This window comes from Flavilitoribacter nigricans DSM 23189 = NBRC 102662, assembly GCF_002646595.1.
Taxonomy (GTDB): domain Bacteria; phylum Bacteroidota; class Bacteroidia; order Chitinophagales; family Saprospiraceae; genus Flavilitoribacter; species Flavilitoribacter nigricans.
The window spans coordinates 22,911-43,957 of record NZ_PDUD01000048.1 but is presented as its reverse complement, the minus strand read 5'-3'; the positions used below and the strand labels follow the sequence as shown (position 1 = coordinate 43,957).

18 protein-coding genes are annotated in these 21,047 nt (G+C 46.6%); 8 read left to right on the top strand and 10 right to left on the bottom strand.

The features are described from left to right. The first annotated feature begins 66 nt into the window (after positions 1 to 66). The 4 genes from CRP01_RS34965 (at position 67) to CRP01_RS34950 (ending at position 5,599) form a co-directional block, all read left to right on the top strand. Positions 67 to 2,418 carry a copper-translocating P-type ATPase gene (locus CRP01_RS34965; RefSeq protein WP_099154734.1) on the top strand — a complete coding sequence of 784 codons (2,352 nt, stop codon included), beginning with the start codon at positions 67 to 69 and terminating at the stop codon, positions 2,416 to 2,418. A gap of 29 nt (positions 2,419 to 2,447) precedes the next feature. Continuing rightward, entirely contained in the window at positions 2,448 to 3,020 is a 573-nt protein-coding gene (locus CRP01_RS34960) for a helix-turn-helix domain-containing protein (RefSeq protein WP_099154733.1), read from the top strand. A 100-nt stretch (positions 3,021 to 3,120) separates the two neighbouring features. Continuing rightward, the gene (locus tag CRP01_RS34955; protein WP_099154732.1) at positions 3,121 to 5,364 is read left to right on the top strand and encodes a heavy metal translocating P-type ATPase; all 2,244 of its coding nucleotides are present in this window, start codon (positions 3,121 to 3,123) and stop codon (positions 5,362 to 5,364) included. Positions 5,365 to 5,383: 19 nt separating this feature from the next. Continuing rightward, positions 5,384 to 5,599 (top strand): heavy-metal-associated domain-containing protein, encoded by a 216-nt coding sequence (locus CRP01_RS34950; protein WP_099154731.1) that lies wholly within the window; start codon positions 5,384 to 5,386, stop codon positions 5,597 to 5,599. A gap of 567 nt (positions 5,600 to 6,166) precedes the next feature. Here the strand turns inward: CRP01_RS34950 and CRP01_RS34945 are convergent. Both CRP01_RS34945 and CRP01_RS34940 read right to left on the bottom strand, forming a co-directional pair. Then, positions 6,167 to 6,619 carry a DUF305 domain-containing protein gene (locus CRP01_RS34945; RefSeq protein WP_099154791.1) on the bottom strand — a complete coding sequence of 151 codons (453 nt, stop codon included), beginning with the start codon at positions 6,617 to 6,619 and terminating at the stop codon, positions 6,167 to 6,169. Between the two features lie 147 nt (positions 6,620 to 6,766). Then, a complete protein-coding gene (locus CRP01_RS34940; protein ID WP_099154730.1) occupies positions 6,767 to 7,306 on the bottom strand; it encodes a DUF3347 domain-containing protein in 540 nt (179 codons plus the stop codon). Between the two features lie 225 nt (positions 7,307 to 7,531). Here CRP01_RS34940 and CRP01_RS34935 point away from each other — a divergent pair, with 225 nt between their 5' ends. Further along, positions 7,532 to 9,739 (top strand): DUF6851 domain-containing protein, encoded by a 2,208-nt coding sequence (locus CRP01_RS34935; RefSeq protein ID WP_099154729.1) that lies wholly within the window; start codon positions 7,532 to 7,534, stop codon positions 9,737 to 9,739. A gap of 59 nt (positions 9,740 to 9,798) precedes the next feature. Here CRP01_RS34935 and CRP01_RS34930 read toward each other — a convergent pair whose 3' ends face one another. The 6 genes from CRP01_RS34930 to CRP01_RS34905 all read right to left on the bottom strand — a co-directional run bounded on the left by CRP01_RS34930 (position 9,799) and on the right by CRP01_RS34905 (position 16,150). Continuing rightward, positions 9,799 to 12,375 carry a TonB-dependent receptor domain-containing protein gene (locus CRP01_RS34930; protein ID WP_099154728.1) on the bottom strand — a complete coding sequence of 859 codons (2,577 nt, stop codon included), beginning with the start codon at positions 12,373 to 12,375 and terminating at the stop codon, positions 9,799 to 9,801. Continuing rightward, a complete protein-coding gene (locus CRP01_RS34925; RefSeq protein ID WP_222845887.1) occupies positions 12,372 to 12,767 on the bottom strand; it encodes a heavy metal-associated domain-containing protein in 396 nt (131 codons plus the stop codon). Before CRP01_RS34925 ends, CRP01_RS34930 begins: the two co-directional genes overlap by 4 nt. Positions 12,768 to 12,882: 115 nt before the next feature. Next, positions 12,883 to 13,266 (bottom strand): metal-sensitive transcriptional regulator, encoded by a 384-nt coding sequence (locus CRP01_RS34920; RefSeq protein ID WP_099154727.1) that lies wholly within the window; start codon positions 13,264 to 13,266, stop codon positions 12,883 to 12,885. A 125-nt stretch (positions 13,267 to 13,391) separates the two neighbouring features. Then, the gene (gene merA, locus CRP01_RS34915; protein WP_222845886.1) at positions 13,392 to 15,089 is read right to left on the bottom strand and encodes a mercury(II) reductase; all 1,698 of its coding nucleotides are present in this window, start codon (positions 15,087 to 15,089) and stop codon (positions 13,392 to 13,394) included. Positions 15,090 to 15,170: 81 nt separating this feature from the next. Further along, positions 15,171 to 15,803 carry a mercuric transport protein MerTP gene (gene merTP, locus CRP01_RS34910; protein ID WP_099154726.1) on the bottom strand — a complete coding sequence of 211 codons (633 nt, stop codon included), beginning with the start codon at positions 15,801 to 15,803 and terminating at the stop codon, positions 15,171 to 15,173. 98 nt (positions 15,804 to 15,901) lie between these two features. Continuing rightward, positions 15,902 to 16,150, bottom strand: coding sequence for a hypothetical protein (locus CRP01_RS34905; RefSeq protein ID WP_143473675.1), 249 nt, complete (start codon positions 16,148 to 16,150; stop codon positions 15,902 to 15,904). Positions 16,151 to 16,462: 312 nt separating this feature from the next. Here CRP01_RS34905 and CRP01_RS34900 point away from each other — a divergent pair, with 312 nt between their 5' ends. Genes CRP01_RS34900 through CRP01_RS34890 form a run of 3 tightly spaced genes read left to right on the top strand, consistent with a single transcriptional unit; the run spans position 16,463 to position 19,335 of the window. Continuing rightward, the gene (locus tag CRP01_RS34900) at positions 16,463 to 17,659 is read left to right on the top strand and encodes a di-heme oxidoredictase family protein (protein WP_099154724.1); all 1,197 of its coding nucleotides are present in this window, start codon (positions 16,463 to 16,465) and stop codon (positions 17,657 to 17,659) included. Positions 17,660 to 17,668: 9 nt separating this feature from the next. Further along, the gene (locus tag CRP01_RS34895) at positions 17,669 to 18,109 is read left to right on the top strand and encodes a QcrA and Rieske domain-containing protein (RefSeq protein WP_143473674.1); all 441 of its coding nucleotides are present in this window, start codon (positions 17,669 to 17,671) and stop codon (positions 18,107 to 18,109) included. Continuing rightward, on the top strand, positions 18,106 to 19,335 hold the full coding sequence (locus tag CRP01_RS34890) for a hypothetical protein (RefSeq protein ID WP_099154722.1): 1,230 nt from the start codon (positions 18,106 to 18,108) through the stop codon (positions 19,333 to 19,335). The genes CRP01_RS34895 and CRP01_RS34890 overlap by 4 nt, the downstream gene beginning before the upstream one ends. A 21-nt stretch (positions 19,336 to 19,356) precedes the next feature. Here CRP01_RS34890 and CRP01_RS34885 read toward each other — a convergent pair whose 3' ends face one another. Next, positions 19,357 to 20,004 carry a class I SAM-dependent methyltransferase gene (locus CRP01_RS34885; protein ID WP_099154721.1) on the bottom strand — a complete coding sequence of 216 codons (648 nt, stop codon included), beginning with the start codon at positions 20,002 to 20,004 and terminating at the stop codon, positions 19,357 to 19,359. A gap of 35 nt (positions 20,005 to 20,039) precedes the next feature. Next, positions 20,040 to 21,038: a sodium:calcium antiporter gene (locus tag CRP01_RS34880; protein WP_099154720.1), complete on the bottom strand. Its 999-nt coding sequence runs from the start codon at positions 21,036 to 21,038 to the stop codon at positions 20,040 to 20,042. Positions 21,039 to 21,047 lie beyond the last annotated feature (9 nt).

Here is a 21,047-nt window from a genome sequence, read left to right as displayed (position 1 = left end):
ATTTATCTTCCAGTTATCGAACCTTGGGCTGAGCGAAGTAGAAGCCGGCCACCAAACCATCCAACCATGACCCACACCTATATCATCAGCGGAATGACCTGCGAGCACTGTGTGCAAAAAGTAAAAAAAGCACTGGAAACCATTCCCGGTATTCAAACGGCTGAAGTAAGTCTCGATCCACCGCAGGCGCGTGTTACCATGCATCATCATATCCCCGAAAGTCAGATGAATGAGAGTTTGGCCCAGGTAGGGGACTATCGACTGGAGCCTGCACCAACGGATCATGACCAACACCATACTTTTTCGCAAAGTGATCAAACAGGAATTAGTGAAAAGGCCGAGCACCGGCACGAAGATCACGGCGGACACCAGCCGCACGGAGGAACTCCGGAAAAGATCTCCGGGGCCAGCGCTCATGAAGGCGGGCACGCCGGGCATGGCCATAATCCTTCCCACGGAGAAATAGGACACGATCACCACCGCATGATGATCGAGGACTTCAAGAAGCGTTTTTGGGTGTCGCTCGTATTGACCGTACCGATCTTGATCCTGGCGCCTATGATCCAGGAATGGCTGGGTGTGAACTGGCAGTTCCCGGGTAGTAAATATCTGCTCTTTGCTTTATCCAGTATAGTTTATTTTTATGGCGGATGGCCGTTTATCAAAGGCTTTTTTGAGGAAGTCAGAAGCAAAGCTCCGGGCATGATGACCTTGATCGCCATGGCCATCTCGGTGGCTTACTTTTACTCGGTCGCCACTACTTTCGGTCTGCCCGGTGAGAGTTTCTACTGGGAACTCGCCACGCTGATCGTGATCATGTTGCTGGGGCACTGGATCGAGATGAAATCGGTGCTCGGTGCTTCCAAAGCTTTGGAACTCCTGGTGAGCATGATGCCGGCCGAGGCCCACAGGGTCGACGGCGACCAGATCGTCGATGTAAAGCTGGAAGATTTGCTTAGCGGCGATACCATCCTGGTCAAACCCGGTGAAAAAGTACCCGCCGACGGGGTAGTGGTTGAGGGGGAAAGCTACCTCAACGAATCTATGCTGACGGGGGAATCCAAACCGGTGCGCAAAGGCACAAGCGATCAGGTCATCGGGGGTTCCATCAACGGCAATGGCTCGCTGCGGGTAAAGGTAGAACATACGGGTAAAGACAGCTACCTGAATAAGGTCATAACGATGGTGCAGGAGGCCCAAAAGTCCAAATCAAAGATGCAAAACCTTTCCAACCGTGCGGCAAAGTGGCTGACCTATATTGCGCTGGCCGTAGGTTTCGGTACGCTGATTCTGTGGTTGCTACTTGGCTATGATTTTGTCTTCGCCCTGGAAAGAATGGTGACGGTCATGGTCATTTCCTGTCCGCATGCGCTGGGGCTGGCCATCCCGCTGGTAGTAGCCATCTCGACGGCCGTTTCCGCTCAGCACGGCCTGTTGATCCGCAACCGGACGGCCTTTGAAGAGGCCCGCAAGATCTCGGTCCTGGTCTTCGATAAGACCGGTACGCTGACTCAGGGGAAATTTGGCGTAACTCGTTACGAAAGCCTGCAAAAGGAACTGGATAAAAAGGAAATGCTCCGTCTGGCCGGTGCTTTGGAACAAAACTCGGAACACCCCATCGCGGTTGGAATCGTACAAAAAATAAAGGAATTGGGGATCAGTATTCCTGAGGCTGACGATTTTGAAGCTATCACCGGCAAGGGGGTGCAGGCGACGGTGGAGGGTAAGTCTATGAAAATAGTCAGTCCCGGTTATCTGCGCGACGAAAAGATCGATATTCCGGAAGGTGCTTACAGCAGCGCGGCCGAAACGGTTGTTTTCGTACTTATCGACGGAGCGCCGGCGGGCTACGTTGCACTGGCAGATGAAATTCGCCCCGAGTCTGCTGCCGCGATCAAAACGTTTAAAGACAACAATATAAAGGTGTTCATGGCCACGGGTGATAATGAAGTCGTTGGCAAAGCGGTGAGCGAGGAACTGGGATTAGACGGTTATTACGCCGAAGTGCTGCCCCATCAGAAAGTGGAGATCGTTAAAGAACTGCAGGCTAAAAAAGAATTCGTGGCCATGACCGGCGATGGCGTTAACGACGCGCCTGCCCTGGCTCAGGCCGATGTAGGCATCGCCGTCGGCTCCGGTACGGATGTAGCCGCGGAAACAGCGGATATCATCCTCGTGAACAGTAATCCGAAAGATATCGCCAACCTGATCCTTTTCGGAAAAGCTACCTATCGGAAAATGATCCAGAATCTGGCCTGGGCCACCGGGTACAACGCTATTGCCATCCCGCTGGCCGTGGGAATATTGTACCCCTGGGGGTTCATTTTAAGCCCGGCCGTAGGGGCCGTATTTATGAGTTTGAGTACCGTTATTGTTGCAATCAACGCCCAGTTGCTGAAAAGACAGATCGGAAATTGATTCATCCACGAGGCAGAAATCAATATTTTATGAAAAATACAACAATATATATCAAAAACATGGTCTGTAACCGTTGCATCCGGGTAGTGGAAGAGGATCTGGGGAAGCTGGGAATTGTCTTAGAATCGATTGAATTGGGCAAGGCAGAAATTAAGGGCAGTTTATCGGAAAAAGAACTGATGCAGGTGGAGAAGGTCTTGCTATCCGGTGGTTTTGAACTGATCAATGATCGACAGCGACAGATCATCGAACAGGTAAAGACGGTGATCATCGAGCATATTCACCATGAAAAGGAAAAACCGGAATCTACTAACTTCTCCGATTTTATAGAACAACAAGTTGGCGTTAATTACTTCAGTCTGAGCAAACTTTTCTCCTCGGTCGAGGGGATCACGATCGAGAAATTCATCATCCTCCAAAAGGTAGAACGGGTAAAAGAACTGCTTATTTATAGGGAGCTGACCATCTCGGAAATTGCCTTTCAACTGAACTATAGTAGTTCGGCTCATTTATCGGCACAATTCAAAAAAATTACGGGAATGTCACCCATCACTTTTAAAAACCTGCGCCAGCCCCCGCGGAATTCACTAGATGAGGTGTAACTCCAAAATATTGTAATCCAAACCCAAAATGCTGTAAGTTTTTTGCCACCGTATCGGACGAAATTTGCCCCATAAGTTCACTTGATCAAAGAAGCAAAATATGTCTGAATATACGGTCTTAGAAAATCGCAAAGTGCAAAAACGATCACTGCCGGTAAGCGGAATGACTTGCGCCGCCTGTGCCAACAGTGTTGAAACGATACTGAAAAAATCGGAAGGCGTTTTAAATGCCAACGTCAATTTTGCCGATCATACGGCCTTGGTAGAATACGATGCTACCACTAATCCGGAGGCCTTACAGAAAGCATTACAGGCGGTTGGTTACGATCTAATCTTAGATGTCGAAGATCCTTCAGAGATCCAGGAAGCCTTACGGCAAGAACATTATCAGGAAATTAAACGCCGTACCATTTGGTCTGCCATTCTTACTCTACCGGTCTTCATCCTGGGTATGTTTTTTATGGATTGGGGACCGGGTAGATGGATTTCTTTAGTACTCACGATTCCTATTTTATTTTGGTTAGGCCGCTCGTTTTTTATCAATGCCTTTAAACAGGCCAGACATGGTAAGGCGAATATGGATACTTTGGTGAGCCTAAGTACAGGGATCGCTTTCATTTTCAGTCTGTTCAATACTTTATTTCCGGATTTTTGGCACGCCAGAGGCATTCATCCGCATGTGTATTACGAGGCGGCTACGGTGATTATCACTTTTATCACTTTTGGTAAATTACTGGAGGAAAGGGCGAAATCCAATACCTCTTCGTCCATCAAAAAGCTCATGGGCTTACAACCCAAGACTTTGAGCGTAATGCTCAATGGAGAAGAAGTGGAAATGCCCATCAGTCAGGTTGAAATTGGCCATACCATTATTGTTCGTCCCGGGAAAAAAATCCCCGTAGATGGACAAGTAATCTCCGGAAGTTCCAATGTGGATGAAAGTATGATTACCGGTGAGCCGGTTCCGGTTCCCAAACATAAGGGAGAGCAGGTTTTTGCCGGAACGATCAATCAGAAAGGCAGTTTTCAATTTATCGCCCAAAAGGTAGGTGGAGCCACCCTGCTTGCTCAAATCATTCAAATGGTCCGGGAAGCGCAGGGTAGTAAGGCTCCGGTGCAAAAACTGGTGGATAAAATTGCCGGGATTTTCGTACCCGTCGTGATCGTGATATCGATCGTCACCTTTCTCGCCTGGATGGTCTTCGGTGGGGAAGATGCTTTCACCCATGCTTTGCTGACTTCGGTTGCGGTGCTGGTTATTGCCTGTCCCTGCGCACTGGGGCTGGCCACCCCAACCGCCATTATGGTTGGCATTGGGAAAGGGGCAGAAAATAACATCCTGATTAAAGATGCCGAAAGTTTAGAGTTGGGACATCGCGTGGATAGCATTGTGTTGGACAAAACGGGGACCATTACGGAAGGGAGGCCGGTAGTCACCGATTTTAAATGGCTCCGCGAACAGGATGTCGATTACCACCTGTCAGTATTATTGGCAATGGAAAGTCAGTCAGAGCACCCCCTGGCGGAAGCAGTTGTGGATTTTTTAAGATCAAAGGAAGTGAAACCTGGCACAATTGAAGCGTTTGAGAGTATTACCGGTAAAGGAGTAACTGCTTTTACTGCCGATAAGCAGCAGGCATTCTTGGTAGGCAATGAACGCCTGATGAAATTGAATGACATCCCGATCTCAGCTGCTACCAGGCAGTTTTTGACCCAGTGGCAACAAGAAGCAAAGACGGCTATTTTATTTGCCGGCAATCGGGAAATACTGGCAGTGATGGCCATTGCTGATAAAATTAAAGCAAATTCCAGATCTGCCGTTGAGACCCTGCAAGCAAGAGGAGTAGAAGTTTATATGCTCACCGGAGATAATCGGCAAACCGCTGCTGAAGTAGCCAGACAAGTAGGCTTGCAGCATTTCGAAGCAGAGCTGATGCCGGCTGATAAAGCGGAATTCGTGAAAAAATTACAACAGCAGGGTAAAATAGTGGCCATGGTAGGTGACGGTATCAATGATAGTCAGGCCCTGGCCCAGTCGGACGTAAGCATTGCCATGGGTAAGGGTTCAGATATTGCCATGGAAGTAGCTAAAATGACTTTAATAACCTCCGACTTGCAGGCCATACCCAAAGCTTTAAGACTATCGAAAAAAACGGTAGTAGGCATTCGCCAAAACCTATTCTGGGCATTTATCTACAATATCATCGGTATTCCGGTTGCAGCCGGGTTGTTGTACCCGGTTAACGGCTTTTTACTGGATCCGATGATAGCCGGCGCGGCTATGGCCCTGAGTTCAGTTTCGGTTGTCGCTAATAGTCTACGTCTGAAAACCGCAAAAATTTAATCTAAAAAAATTTAAACCAATGAAAAAGTTAAAGTTCAAAACCAATATCACTTGTACGGGCTGCTTATCAAAAGTCAAGCCTATACTGGATGCTGAAACACAAATTGAAAAATGGGAGGTTGACCTGAAGAGTGACGATCGAATTTTGATCATCGACACCGATAATATCCCTGTAGAGAAAGTCATCCAGGCGGTAGGTAGCGTTGGATTTACTGCTGAACCTGTTTCTGAATAATAACGATGGCGCAGCACCCTGAAGGAAACTATAATCGGATGGCCTGCTATTAGATTCGTATCCTTCCATGTCGGAAGTATTTGTTTAGCGTGAAACCATAAAGAATTCACCACGAGACGCTAAGAGACTGTTTTAAAACCTCTGCTGCCGGTGAAAAACCCGGATTTTGCCGTCAATTAGCCTGTCCCGTACATGCAGTGTCGGGAAAAGCTATTTTTCACTGCATATCTCGATCCCGCCGACCTGTCCCGTATTTTAATCGGGAAGGGCAATCTTTGATTGGGAGCATCGCTTCATTCAAGAATGGGGCAGGGGCCCCGCTCTTGAATCAAATAAAAAATAGGTGCAGAGTGGCGGCAAAAGCCGCGTTTTGTAGCCCAGTGAGGGGTTTTAAAACAGTCTCTAAGTTTTTTTTGTGGATTTGCCGGCGGCAAATCCACAAATCTTCGCGTTCTTAAACTTGGAGGTCGCTAAGCGCTTCGAAAAATAGATCTTTGCGGCTCGCGGTGAATCCTTCGTATTTCACGCTAAACGGATACAGTCGGAAGGATACGAATGATTATTTCCCTACTCCGCCTGCTCCAGCCGATACAACATTTTCTTCATCTGTGCGATCTCCCGCTTCTGAGCTTCGATGATCTCTTTGGCCAATTGGATGGCTTCAGGATCGTCGAGCTGGGCCTTTTCACTCACCATAATAGCTGAACTATGGTGGGGGATCATGGCCCGCATCCAGGCTTTGTCGTCTACAAAGGTTTGCTGACGCAGGATGTGATAGGTGAAAGCGCCGACCAGTAGGGCAGCGCCAAGGATGAGGTAATTTTTGCGTTTGTCTTTGTACATGCCCCACATGAACAGCAGCATAGTGATGGCCATGGGCGCAATCATCAGAATGGTCATATAGGTACGGGTCTGGGCCAGATAGATGTGGTCCAGCTGATCAACGTTCATATACATGACGGCGTACATAATGACGAAGCTGGTCAGCATCATCAGGCCGAATTTTACGTAAGGATTCATTTTTTTATTCGAATTTTTCTTATCCATCTTTCCTCGATGGATAATACAGTTAAAAGAGGATTTGAATTCGAGGTTGAAAGGAATGTTCATGAATCATGATTAACTTTTAACCTTCGCATCTAGTTCTGCCCGCTTACAGCCGTGAATTCATTGAATGGTTTCTACTATCTTGCCACAACTGAGCATACGTTCTCCGAAGTAAGGGTTCTGGATTTGGTCCGTGTCGCTGAACCAATTGGCTCCCTTATTATCAAAGGCCATGGGACAATATTGCTTGTAGATGACGCCTTCGGTCAGCCCCTCTTTAAAAAGGGGTTCAAGGGCGATAGTTAGTTGGGAAAAAGCAGTTCTTTGCTTTTCCAGGTCTTTGGCATCAACGATTGCCTGAGCGGTGGTGTGCGCGTCTGCATAATCGTTGGTCAGGCGTTCGGTTAACTCTTTCGCCACAGCACTGGCTTCTTCTACATCGGAATTGACGAAGGCCGTCCGTAGGTGGAGGTAGTCCTGGAATATGGCTTCGGTCAGGCCATCGGCAAAGCCAGCATCAAAGCTATCTGGGGTGGATGCCTTTTCCGTTCTTACTTCTGTCGGCGTATTGATGCCTACATCAGTATTTTTTTCGCCGCCGTTACAGGCAACAAGGAATAAGTTAATCAGTAAGCCAGAAATCATAACAAAGGTCCGCATAGTTAGAGTTTAAATCACTTCAAGTTCAAAGTATAATTACAATGATGGAACACGGTTAATTAACTGATGTTCTCTGTAATTTTTAAAATCTTGATGGAAGCGTAAAGATTGGCTGCATGTTGTTATAATTGTATAAATAATTGCCAAAATTATATAAACTTACTGCTCTTAAAATTCAAGACCTTTATACTTTTGGTTCCTATTTAATAATCCGATATTGATTCCATGCAAAGATCATTCTACCTACTATTTATACTATTTTCTCTGAATCTTTCTGCTCAGGAACATTCCGTTGCCCGCCAGTGGAATGAAGTGCTGTTAGCTGGAATTCGGAATGACCTGGCGCGCCCCACCGTGCATGCCCGAAACCTTTTTCATACTTCTATGGCCATGTATGATCTCTGGGCGGTTTATGATGCAGAGGCAAAACCCTTCTTTCTAGGAGAAACAGTGGATGGTTTTACTTGTCCGTTTGAGGGTATCTCCACACCCGAAAATGTGCAGACGGCTAGAGCAACAGCCATCAGCTATGCGGTCTTTCGCTTGATCAAACATCGCTTCAGTCGATCTCCCGGCAGGCAAGAAACGTTCAATTTAGCAGATCAACTTTTTCAAGACTTGGGCTATGATCAGAATTTTATATCTACTGATTATCAAGATGGGAATCCGGCAGCTTTGGGTAATTATTTGGCCGAACAAATCATTGCCTTTGGTTTGCAAGATGGGGCCAATGAACAAATCAATTATAATAATCGTTTTTATCGCCCGGTTAATGAATCCTTGGTCACCAAGTTTCCTGGGAATCCGAATATCGAAAACCCTAATCGATGGCAACCTTTGACCTTGGATTTGGTGATCGACCAAAGTGGCAATGTAATTCCGGTAAATACGCCTCCATTTCTAAGCCCAGAATGGGGACAGGTTACTCCTTTTGCTTTGCGTAAGGACGACCTCACCATTTATAATCGCGATGGCTTTGATTATTGGGTTTATCATGATCCGGGGGCTCCTCCTATGATCGATACCTTAAATTCCCAGGGAGTTACAGATTATCACTGGGGTTTTGCGCTCGTGGCCATGTGGTCAGCTCATCTGGATCATAATGATGGTGTATTATGGGATATTTCTCCAGCTGCTCTCGGCAATTTTAGTATTGAAAACTTACCAAGAAATTTTGAAGATTTTCCCACTTTTTACGACCAGCTTAATGGTGGTGACCCCGGTACCGGCCATGCCGTCAACCCAGCTACAGGTCTACCTTATGAACCTCAAATTGTTCCCCGAGCAGATTATGTTCGAGTACTTGCTGAATTTTGGGCGGATGGCCCAGCTTCAGAAACACCTCCTGGACACTGGTTTACTATTCTCAATTACGTTACAGATCATCCTAAGTTCGAAGCTCGCTTTGCTGGCAAAGGAGAAATACTTGATCCCCTGGAGTGGGATGTGAAAGCCTATTTTACCTTGAGTGGTGCTGGTCATGATGCGGCTATTACATCTTGGGGAATCAAAGGCTGGTATGATTATCTGCGGCCTATTTCTGCTATTCGATTTATGGCTGATCGGGGGCAATGTAGTGATGCTTCGCGACCCAGCTTTCATCCTGCTGGTTTGCCTCTAATTGATGATCGTATTGAACTAGTTGAGGCAGGAGATCCTTTGGCTGGAACGACCGGTGAACATATCGGGAAAGTAAAAGTAAAGGCCTGGCGTGGACCTGATTACATTCAGAATCCTAAAACGGACTATGCCGGGGTGGGCTGGATCCTGGCCGAAAATTGGTGGCCCTACCAACGACCTACTTTTGTAACGCCTAACTTTGGTGGCTATATTTCTGGACATTCTACTTTTTCGCGTGCTGCTGCCGAAGTAATTACCGCCTTGACTGGTGATGAGTATTTCCCTGGAGGAATAGGCGAATTTGTGGCCAAGAAAAATGAGTTTCTCGTATTTGAGGTTGGCCCCAGCGTTGATGTGACACTCCAGTGGGCTACTTACCGTGATGCATCGGACCAAACCAGTCTTTCTCGTATCTGGGGGGGGATCCATCCTCCGGCAGATGATATACCTGGGCGCATCATTGGCGAGGAAATTGGTAAAAATGCTTTTGCATTAGCTCAAAATTATTTTCTGGGAGGCCCAACTGGTACTCGCGATAAAAAACCGGATCTGAAAAGCAGCATAGCTAAGGTATTCCCAAATCCAGTTACTTCCGGCCAGCGAATCTCCATCGAAATAGATCGGATCGATGCTGACCTGACCTTTGAGTTAATGGACCTACAAGGTAGAAGATTGCAAGTAAAGAAGCTTTCGATAACTCAGTTGCAAGCAGGGTTTCAATTGAATGCGAATAAGGCGCTGGCAGCTGGCGTCTACCTTCTTCGAATCGTAGGGTCGGATTGGGAAACGACCAAACGAATCGTGTTGGAATAGGAAATTGTTTACATTTAACGTCGATGTAAATGAGAAGCTCTCTGGTTCTCGATGTCTTCTTATGAGGGCGTATAATCTTCAACCGATAATACCTGAGCCCCAAAACCTGCTCTGCGTATCGCTTCGAGTAATGCTTCCAGCGAGGCCTTCCGGCCGACGATAACGGCGGCTTTTCCATCTTCCAGGTGGACGATGGCCTGGATCACCTGCGGTAAAGCTTCCGAGCGTTCGCGGACGGTTTTGGCGCAGAACTGACAGGCCATACCTTCGATGCGAATAGTCACCAGGCGCGCGCCCTTTAAACCAGGTGCCTCGCTCGAAGGTCCGATTACTGACAGGTTCACTTTGGCAGTGGCGAAAACACTCAATCCAGGCTCCGGTAATTGCGCCAGATTGAGGTGTCTCCGGTAAAAGCGGTTGGACAGGTTGCTGATGCCCAGTGAAAGTTCCACTTGCTCGGTTATTTTTCCACCACCGGACAGACCAAAAGCCGCGTAAGCCGGAGTAGAGATTTCCCCATAAGCCGGAGCGAACCGGTGCTGACCGGTCGCAAGGTCGGCTCTTAAACTCACCCAGAGGTTTTTCTCAGGATGTTCAAAAGTGACTTTTGGACTAAATTCCAGCGGCGCGATATTGGGTAGATTCCCGCCTTGTCCATCTCGTCCGTGCAAATAGGAGATGGTTAAGGAGGATTGAAGGGCCGGGGTGATATAAAAAGCCAGGTAGGCGCTCGCTCCCTTAATCACTGCCTCGGGAATATTGACGGCGCGTTTCACTCCTCTAAGTCCGGCTATGGGAGCAGTTTGGGTGCTATCGATACGTCTTTCGATTAGGTCACGAAGTTGATTATGAAAATAAGTGAGATTCCAGCTCCATTTATCTTTCATACCTCTCCAACTGATGGTTTTGCTGACATTTATCTCCGGTCGAATTTCCGGATTCCCGTAATGGTAAAAACCATCCAACTGGGGTGCACTCAGGAAACGATCTACCGGGGTAGCAGCGTTGAAGCCTTTGACCACACCTGCGGAAACAGCCATATGCCGATTGAGTTGATAGAGAACTGCGAAGTTGCCGGTCCAGATTTCTTGGTTATCCTGCAAGCCTCCGGCTAAAAATCCGGTCGCATCGGGCCGGGCGTCGGAAAATACTGCATTTAGACGCAGACCGGCGTCGATGGTCAAGCGATCACCGGCTAAATACCGGTTAAGCAAAAAGATTCCCCCTTCCTGTAATTTCCCCCGATTGAGAATGTTTACGAACGGGGACGTTCCCTGCTCGGTGATCGTCTGCCTTTCTGCGTTCATTTTCCAAACAAAACCGTCGACTCCGGCTGTAAACAGAGAACGTTCTCCAAGGGCAAAAAAGGCTTTTACCGAACTTTGGTAATTATCGGTCCGGGAGATCCCGAAAAAGCGTGTATTACCGGGAACATGGTTAAGCATGTTGTGAAACATGGGTTGGTATCCCAAAACCGCCTCCAGCTTTTTAAAATTTCGGCCATTGAAATCCCAGCGGTACTTTAAGGCCAGCAGATCTCTTTTTTCCTCGGGAATAATAGTGTAAGTTTCCGGCATTCTGGCGGGCCAACCTATATTTTCTCCCCGGTAGATCTGGCCGATCAGCGCAATTTCCTGACCGGCCTCGGGGCGATACCGGGTGTGAAGGTGCAACCAGCGGCTGTCAAATCCACTGTTGGGTATTTCCGTGTTGGGGAAAAGAGTATATCTATCCGGATCGGGCACCTTATAATTCCCGTGCCTGCCACCTCCGGCGCTGAGGGCAAAATCCAGTGTCTTATTTCCTCCTTTAAAAGCCAGTAAACCGCTGCGGGAACCGGACACGGAGCGTACGCGGGCAACGGCTTCCACCTCGGCCCTGAATTCTTCCAGATATTGATATTGGGCTCCGATCGTATTGATGCTCACAATACCTCCCATATTCCCGGAACCGAATTGAGCATTGCCCGGACCTACCTGTACGTCCATACTGTTGATCATATCCGGTTCGATCGTCGCCGTACAGGCATCCATACCCATCGGGCAGGATTGGGTAGTCTTGATCCCGTCAATGAAGAGGAGTACCCGACTGTCGGTCATCCCCTGGAAATAGGGTTTAGACCCCCAGTTCCCGGCCCTGCCTACCGATACGCCTCCTATCTCCTCCAGGATCTCGGCAGTATTGGTAGCAGCAAGTCTTTCGATCTGGCCGGCGCCGATTTTTGTGGAGGGAATGGGTTCTTCCAGTAGGTCAGTTTCGGGAGCAGAGATCACCACTTCAGTCAGGGCCGTTGCCAGTGGGATCAATCCGAAATCGAGTGTAATGGCCTCATCCGCCTCAATTACCGCCAGACGGGTCTGAGATTGATAGCCTAAATACCTCACCTGCAGGTAGTAATCGCCCGCGGCGAGATCGGTAAAGCGAAAATGGCCATCGGCATCCGTCGAAACACCGCTGAATTCACTTTCAATAACTACTGAAGCCCTGGAAAGGGGGGCAGCCGTTTCGGCGTCGATCACCCGGCCCTCAATTACACCGGACTGGCCGAAAACAAATATCGGCCCCAGAAACCATGCCCAAATAGCCCCTCGCATGACGATGCACTTCCTGTTGGTGAACAGCTGTCGGACTTTCATTGATCTTTGATCTTTGTTTGGGTGGTTTTGACGGTAGCTTTGAATCCTCGCTTACCGATCAACTCAATGATCTCTTTTTCGGAAATAATGGCCTGGTCATACCATATAGAGGAAATGCCGGTGGCATAAGTCGTATTGCTTTTGACTACTCCTTCCCGGCGGCTTAGCAGGTGATCGATACCGTCGGCACAACCTGCCTGGCAACTCATGCCTGCAACGGTCAGCTCCAGCTTGGTGGTCTTCTTGTCAGTTTGCTCACTGACCTGCTTTTTACCTTTTAGATCTGCCTGCGCATTCATTTCCTGGCTGAGGAGTAGACTGCCCAAACAGAGCAGCGCAATAAAAATTGTTTTTCTTACCGATGAGAAATGGATCACTTGTCGATTCATCATTTGCAACTTTTAGTGGATTAGTAAAAATCTGTACAAAGATAAACCGAGGGGTAGGGTGGTCCGCAAGTAGGAAATGGAAAAAATTATGCGAAAAAAATTGATCGGTAAAGCAGGTTTACAAACTATGTGGTGAGTCACCATTTTTAAAATTATCGATCCTTTCTTTCAGCGACAGTATTTCTGTCATTTTCCGGGTAATGTCGTCCAGTCCAAGCTCAGGAAATTGTTGTCTGATGTATTCGATCTGCTCTTCATTACCACAGTTTCCGGGACAAGCATTTGCGGTCTCAACTATTTTTATGGCGAGCGCCTTCCGGTAAACTTCATCTAATAGCAAATAGTGCGTTTTGTCCAATGCCTTTTGCACAGCTTTGAACTGGGTAAGCACCTGGTCAGGTTGTTTGTCTTCGTCCAGCATCTTGATAAGTCCACGAACCTGGCCTTCGATACTTCGGAGGCGGGTTTTAATGTCCTTTGTTAAATTTTTTGGTAGGTCCATACGTTTCCAGATTTTATGCTTGAATCTTGGGATAAGATATATTCAATGATTAAGGAGCGTCAGAATGCCTATCCAATGGAGTCTGTATGAGCATACCCCCTCCTGACTCTACTCCTGAAAGCAAACTAACCGGCACAACAACTTAATTCCGCAACATCTTTCTCAAAAGTGATCGCGGCTAATTTTATTCCTTCTGAAAGGGTCAAGTAGGGATGCAAGTGGTCGGCTAATTCTGATACCGGTATCTTGTATTTAATGGCGAGACTTAAGGCCGTCACCAGTTCGCCTCCTTCCGGTGCCAGGATTCTGGCTCCAAGCAACTGATCGGTTTCCGGATTACGGATCAGTTTAATAAAACCTCTGGTGTCCAAAGCAGCTTGGGAGCGAGGAACTTCACTTAACGGCAAGGAGGTAGTTTCAAAGGGAATTTCTTTGGCTTCTGCTTCACTTTCGTCCATACCGGCCCCTGCAACTTGCGGGTCAGTGAATACCACCCAAGAGAGGGAGGAATAATCTGCTTCCATCACCTGACCGGTGAAAGCATTGCTGACTGCGTGTTTACCTTCCTTGGCTGCGGTGTAAACAAAGGCCGGTGTATCGGCACAATCTCCTGCAGCGTATATATGGGGCACGTTAGTTTGCTGTCGGATATCTACTTTGATAAAGCCCTTTTTATCCAGTTCAAGACCAGTGTTTTCAATGCCCAGTTGAAAGGTATTGGGGCGAATACCGGTGGCTACCGCTAATTGCCCGTTTTCTGTGAACTGTACTGTTTTTCCATCTGCATCCTTCCCGAAAATTTGGATGTCAGAATCAGAGCGTTCCACTTTATCGACTTTGACATTCGTGATGATTTCAATGCCTTCTTCTTGCAGATAGTGGGTCAACTCATCCGTGAGGTCAGCCATTTGCGAACGGAGAATGCGTTCAGAACGGTGAATAATGCGTACCTTGCTACCCAGCCGGTGGAAAGCCTGAGCAATCTCCAAAGCAATATACCCGGCTCCGAAAATGGTTAAACTTTGTGGTTGAACTTCCTGCTCAAAAAGTGATTCATTGGTGAGATATCCAACCTCTTCCAAACCTTCAATATCGGGAATGTTTGTCGTGGCTCCGGTAGCAATTAAAAATTTGATAGCCGTATAGTTTTGCTCACCAACTTGTACTGTTTTAGGGTCAAGAAAGGTGGCCCATCCTTTCAGTACTTTTACAAATTCCAACCTTTTAGCAATATCGCCGTATTTCTTCTGTTGCAACTCGCTTACCAGCTCTTTCTTTTGCCGGATAATGGTTTGGTAATCCAAAACGGGCATTGCTCCTGCTATACCCCTAAAAGGAGAATGTGCAGCCCGGTGTACCTGTTCGGCAGCTCTGATCAGGTGTTTAGAGGGCACACAACCGACATTGACACAGGTTCCTCCCAAGGGCAGGCCTCCATTAATCAGAAGGGTGTTTAGTTTTAGTTCATTAGCCTGGATAGCCGCTGAAAATGCCGCGGAACCGCCACCAATAATAATCAGGTCATATTGGTTACTGCTGGCGCTTCTATTGGTGCTTTCTACTTCTCCCACAGCACGGTAATTCCCTTTATTGATCGTATTGATGATCGTCTCCTTGGATAATTTTGAAGGGTCAAAAGTGAAGTGGCCTTGCCCTTCTTGATAACTTACTCTTTTTCCGATCATACCATCCACTTCCGCAAATCGCTTTTCGATGCTTGCTGCACAATGATCACAGGTCATTCCTGTGATCTCAAAGGTAACTTCCTGCATATCGTTTTCTGGTTTATTCTTCTTTTGATGTGAGTGGTTTTTGAGAATCATGGCTTATCTTTTGTTTGCTCATCTTTCATCACTTCCGCCTTATAGCCGGTATCTTCGATGACCTTTATAACGGCTTTTGCATTAGTCTTCCCGGAATTCTCCTATTTGATCTTCTTTGACTTTATACCCGGTTGAGTTGATAGCGGCTTTGATTTCCTCCAATGAGGATTTTGTTTTATCAAATTTCACCGTAGTATTAGCAGCCTCATAACTTGCTTCCACTTCAATTATGCCGGGCAATTCCGTCACGGCATGCTTAATGTGTTCCTCGCAGCCGGTGCAAGTCATACCGGAAACACCAAGTGTAACCGTTTCAATATCGGCCTCTTTGATAATCATAACTTCGGCCTTGTTATTCTCCGGATAGAATAGGTGAGCATAGTTTGGAAAAGCTAACATAAGCAGGGCAAAGGCAGTGACAATGCCCAAGAAAGATTTAGACTGCCAAAAGGAAGGCTTGCCGTCCTCTTCACAATCGCAATCAATGGCTTCGGCATTTACCGGCTTCAATTTCTGATACCAGGCAAATCCCAATATCGCTATGGTTAGGCCGATCAAATAAGGTCTGGCAGGTTCCAGAAAAGAAAAAGTAGCAGCAATGCCGCTTGTTCCGGCCAATAAAGCCAGGACGGGAGTTATGCAACAAAGAGAAGCGGTGATAGCGACTAAAAGCCCAGTTCCCGCCCATTTTCCTGATGATCCTTGTGTCTTCATATCAAATATTTTAACCTCTTTAATTATTTAAGCAATTACTTAATTAATGTTTAACACGCCCACTACGAAAAAGCTGTTTAATTATATAAAAATTGCCCTCATAGGGGCAATTCACCGACGCAAATGTAGGCCGCACCAAAATATATTTCTTTAAATTTTAAAACATTCATGTGTTGTTGAACCGGTTTCCACGGTTGTAAAGATTCATATTCCCTGTTTACTCCAAAAGGTTTATTCAGCCATATACCAACTTCAATAATCCAGTCCGGCCATTTTTCCGGATGCTTAAGCCCCAGCAATGCCAAACGTTGTCCAGGTAATAAGGTTCCGGCAATTCGCTGGATCACGGCATCGTATTCAGGTATCATTTCCAGGGCAAAGGTAGCCAGGATGCCATTCGTTTCTGCCGGAATCGGCCAGGAACCAATATAGAGTAGATTCGGGAGTAGGAAGTGGCTAGCAGTAAGCCGAAGAACAGAATGAGATTTATGGTTCTCATTGTTTTTCTTGTTGAATTGTTTAGGAATTAGTTGAAAAATATCTATGCAGGAAGGACAGGAAAAATGGAAAAAGTAACAGGTGCGATTAAAAGGGTGAAATAATTTTGTTAGACTAATCTAAATTATTAATTTTATCAAACTAAAAAAATAATACCCCCTATGAAAAAGAGAATATTGATACTCCTCACATCAGGAATTTTTTTTCTTTGGGGAGCCTGTGAAAAAATCATCCCCGGAAGCCCACCGGAAGATGAATTGCTTGACGGTCCAATAGAGGGATTATCCTTTTCTGAACAAAGTCAATTTTTGGCGGGAGATATTGCTTTCAATGATGAGATTTTTACCGCACAAAATGGCTTGGGGCCTTTATTTGTGGCTACGTCCTGTGGAAGCTGTCATATAGGCGATGGGAAAGGACATCCATTTACCACGCTCGTTCGCTTTGGGCAAACTGAACCCAACGCTTTACCCGATGTCTCCATTGGAGGGCCACAATTGCAAAACCGGGCCATCCCGGGCCATCAGCCGGAATGGCTGCCGGATAGCCTTCCCCATACCCGGTTTACTCCCCCGGCAGTAACAGGTTTGGGATTGTTGGCTGCTTTGACCGATCAGCAAATCTTAAATAATGCTGATCCTGATGACCTGGATAAGGACGGAATTTCCGGGGTGCCTCAGTATGTAATTCCTCCAGACTATTTTATAGTACAGTGGTATCACCAATCAAAAGATAATCGGTATCTCGGCAGATTTGGGAAAAAAGCTGCTGCCATTGATCTGCTTCAACAAACGGTTACCGCTTACAATCAGGATATGGGTGTTACCTCCACTTTTGAACCGGTGGATGTCGCGTCGGGCCTGACTATCGACCCTGAGGTAACGGATCAAACGGTTAGAGATGTAGTTCTTTATCTAAGAACCTTAAAAGCCCCAATTCAGAGAGGCCCCGATGGCGATCAAGTAATGCAAGGACGGGACATTTTCCATAGTATACAATGCAATTCCTGCCATATACCGCAATGGACCACACCCCATTCGGATATTTCCGCTTTGTCAAACAAGACTTTTTTCCCCTATACCGATCTGTTGTTACACGATATGGGGCCGGCATTGGACGATGGAGTAACCGAAGGTTCTGCGGAAACTTTCGAATGGAGAACTCCCCCTCTTTGGGGCTTGGGCCTATCTCCGGATTCTCAGGGCCGGGAATATTTTCTGTTACACGATGGCAGAGCCCGGAGTATAGAAGAAGCCATTCTACTGCACGGAGGTGAGGCTAAAATGGCCAGAGACCTGTTTGAGGCTTTATCCACTATAGAAAAGTCAGCGCTACTTACATTTCTTGAATCCCTTTAATTGACACCTATGCATCGTCAAGATTTTATAAAAACCTGTGGATGGAGTTGCCTGAGTTTCCTTGGGGCCGTTCCATTCATGGAAAGCTGCACCGGGACCAAATATCTGACTGGAAAACTGAAAGGGAGTTATCTCGAAATCCCGCTGGATGCTTTTGTGCTTACCAGGCAAAAAGAGCTAAAATTCAGACACTATGTTGTGGTGCAACACAAGGCATTGGCCTATCCAATTTGTGTTTATCGCCTTTCTGCTTCTGAATATCAAGCCCTATTAATGAAATGTACCCATCAGGGTACTGAGTTGGAGGTTTATGGAGATCGTCTTCAGTGTCCGGCACATGGAAGTGAATTTACTAAATATGGGATAGTGCAAAATGGTCCCGCTGAAGAACATTTAAGGATATTTCCGGTATTGGTGGAGCTTAATGCTGTAAAAATAAATCTGGCATGAAACAATACATTTCAAGTATCCTACTATTACTATCCGGTTGGAGTCTTTTTGCTCAAATTGATCCGGGTTTACTTAAGAGAAATCCGCCGGATACTTCCTTTCAGAAGAGCATGAACATGGATGCGGTCTATAACCGCCCATTTCTGCAAGTAGGGAAAATGCCGGTTTCAGTAGGGGGCTATCTGGAGACTCACTATCAATACATGGGCGAAGATGGCATAAGCGAGGGGCACTCGTTTCAAATACCGCGAATGACGATCTTTCTGGCATCCTCCATTCACCGGAAGATAAAATTTTTATCAGAGATTGAGCTGGAAGAAGGGGGCAAGGAAATCGCCATTGAGTTTGCAGCCCTGGATCTGAATCTGCATCCTTTTTTAAATTTCCGGGGTGGTGTAGTAATGAATCCGATCGGAGCCTTTAACCAAAACCATGACGGCCCGAAATGGGAATTTGTGGATCGTCCCATTGCCATGACTGAAATGCTGCCCGCTACCTGGAGTAATGTAGGTTTTGGGTTTTATGGAAAACATTACCAAAACGACTGGGCTTTCGGTTATGAAATCTATCTGACCAACGGATTTGATGATTCGATCATTAGCAACCACCGGAACCAGACCTTTCTGCCGGCAGCAAAAGCCAATAAAGAAAGATTCGAAGAAAGCAGTAATGGTTCCCCTTTGTTGAGTGGGAAATTAGCTTTACGCAATAACAAGATCGGAGAGATCGGGATATCCTACATGGGGGGCATTTACAACACCTTTGAAGAAGACGGCTTGTTATTGGATAAAAAGAGAAGTCTCGGTGTGATTGCCGTGGATTTCAATACAACTCTTTCGATAACCGGCACTACACTCGTAGGGGAATGGGCCTGGATCCAGTTGGATATTCCCGAAACTTATTCCCAACAGTATGGTAACCGGCAAAGGGGGGGATTTGTCGACATTATTCAGCCTCTATGGAAGCGAGACCTTTTGGGCTTTGATAAGGCCGTGATCAATTTTGCCCTACGACTGGAATATGTCGACTGGAACGTGGGCCGCTTCAGGGAAACCGGCGGAAACATCGGAGATCAACTTTGGGCTATCGTACCAGGCTTGAGCTTTCGGCCGGTTCCTTCTACCGTCTTACGGCTCAATTACCGGTTTATGAGGCAAACGGATATTCTCTCCAATCCACCGAAAAAGATGGGTGGAATACAGTTTGGGGTATCTTCCTATTTTTGAAAACGGAATTAGGGAATACAATTAACCGGGCCTCTTTTCACCGACGCAAATGTAAGCCGAACCAAAGTATATTTCTTTAAATTTTAAAACATTCATGTGTTGTTGAACCGATTTCCACGGTTGTAAAGATTCATATTCCCTGTTTACTCCAAAAGGTTTATTCAACCATATTCCAAATTCAATAAGCCAGTCCGGCCATTTTTCCGGATGCTTAAGCCCCAGCAATGCCAAACGTTGTCCAGGTAATAAGGTTCCGGCAATTCGTTGGATCACGGCATCGTACTCAGGTATCATTTCCAGGGCAAAGGTAGCCAGGATGCCATTCGTTTCTGCCGGAATCGGCCAGGAACCAATATCCGCTTCCACAAGCTCAATGTTTGTCCCTTCCAATCGATCCACTTGCCGTTCCGCTTTGGAAAGCATGGCCGGTGAAAGATCCACACCGATAATCCGTCCGGTAGGTCCTACTGCTTTACTGAGTAAAGCGAAATTTGCCCCTGTGCCGCAACCTATATCTACTACCGTGTCTCCGGCTTTAAGCTGCAATCCATTTATGGTTTCGCGCCGGTATTTGGTGATCCCCAGAAGGCGGTAACCTAATAAGGCGATATCATAAAATCGGGCTGTGCGTTGGTATAATTCCTTTACTTGGTCTTTATTGAGAATCATTTCTTTTATAATATTAAAAATTCGCCTTTCATTGTTTAAATAAGTTCCAAGACGAAAAATGCCATGACGAGTAAATAAGTTAAATAAGCCGCATCAAAAACAAAAACCTGCCATTTACTGAAACCATGAAGTTCTTTGCTCTGATGGACAAACAGACTGTACAACAAAGGCATCAATCCTACAAACGCCAGATTAACCCAATACAGTTGAAAATCCTGTACGGGGGTATTAACCAGTGCTAACGGAAAAAATGCAACTGTCATGGTAATGGCATTGTCGGCTATCACACTCGTGGTGCCTGCGGTTACCTCTCCCCCTTTTACTACACTCCAAGTCTTAAATACCTCCGGTGCGGTGGTCATAATGCCCGTAATGAATAGCCCGCCTACAATCTTTGAAATACTCAGAACCGAAACAATGTTTTCAGTAGCTTTAACAATGAAAAAAGCCCCGGCTGCTATAGCAAATGCCCCGGCTATAGAAAGCCAAATTTCCTTTTGGGTCCACTCCACTTTTTCTCCTTTCTCGCGTCCTTTGATAATGGCACGCGCCAAAAAAGCGGCATAAGCCCCCAACATGATCCAGCCATCTACCGGTTGCAGTCCGCGCCAGGCTTTGGGTATGGTCAAAATGGCAACCAGCGCGATGATACCCAAATAGGGTAATGACAAAACGGACACTGATCGTTTGTTGAGGGCCAGCACTTTAGCATCCAGGTGCTCCTGATGCTGTGGGTTATTTTTAAAGCGCTTGCGAGAGGCGAAATAGGCAATGGTAATCATTAATGGAATAGAAATAATATTAGACCCCAGGAGGTTACCCAAACCGATGTCGGATACGCCCCGTGCCGCACTGGTGATATTGATGGCCACCTCCGGACTGGCCGTGACAATGGCTAGAAAAGCAGCTCCGGCAGAAGCGGTGAGCCCCCATTGTTTACGCAGCAATTTTAAAGGGGTCAGTAATTGATTGGCTCCCCAATGAGCTGCCCATGCCGCCAGTAATAAAACTCCTGCCCACAGCCATGCATTCATAGATTTCGA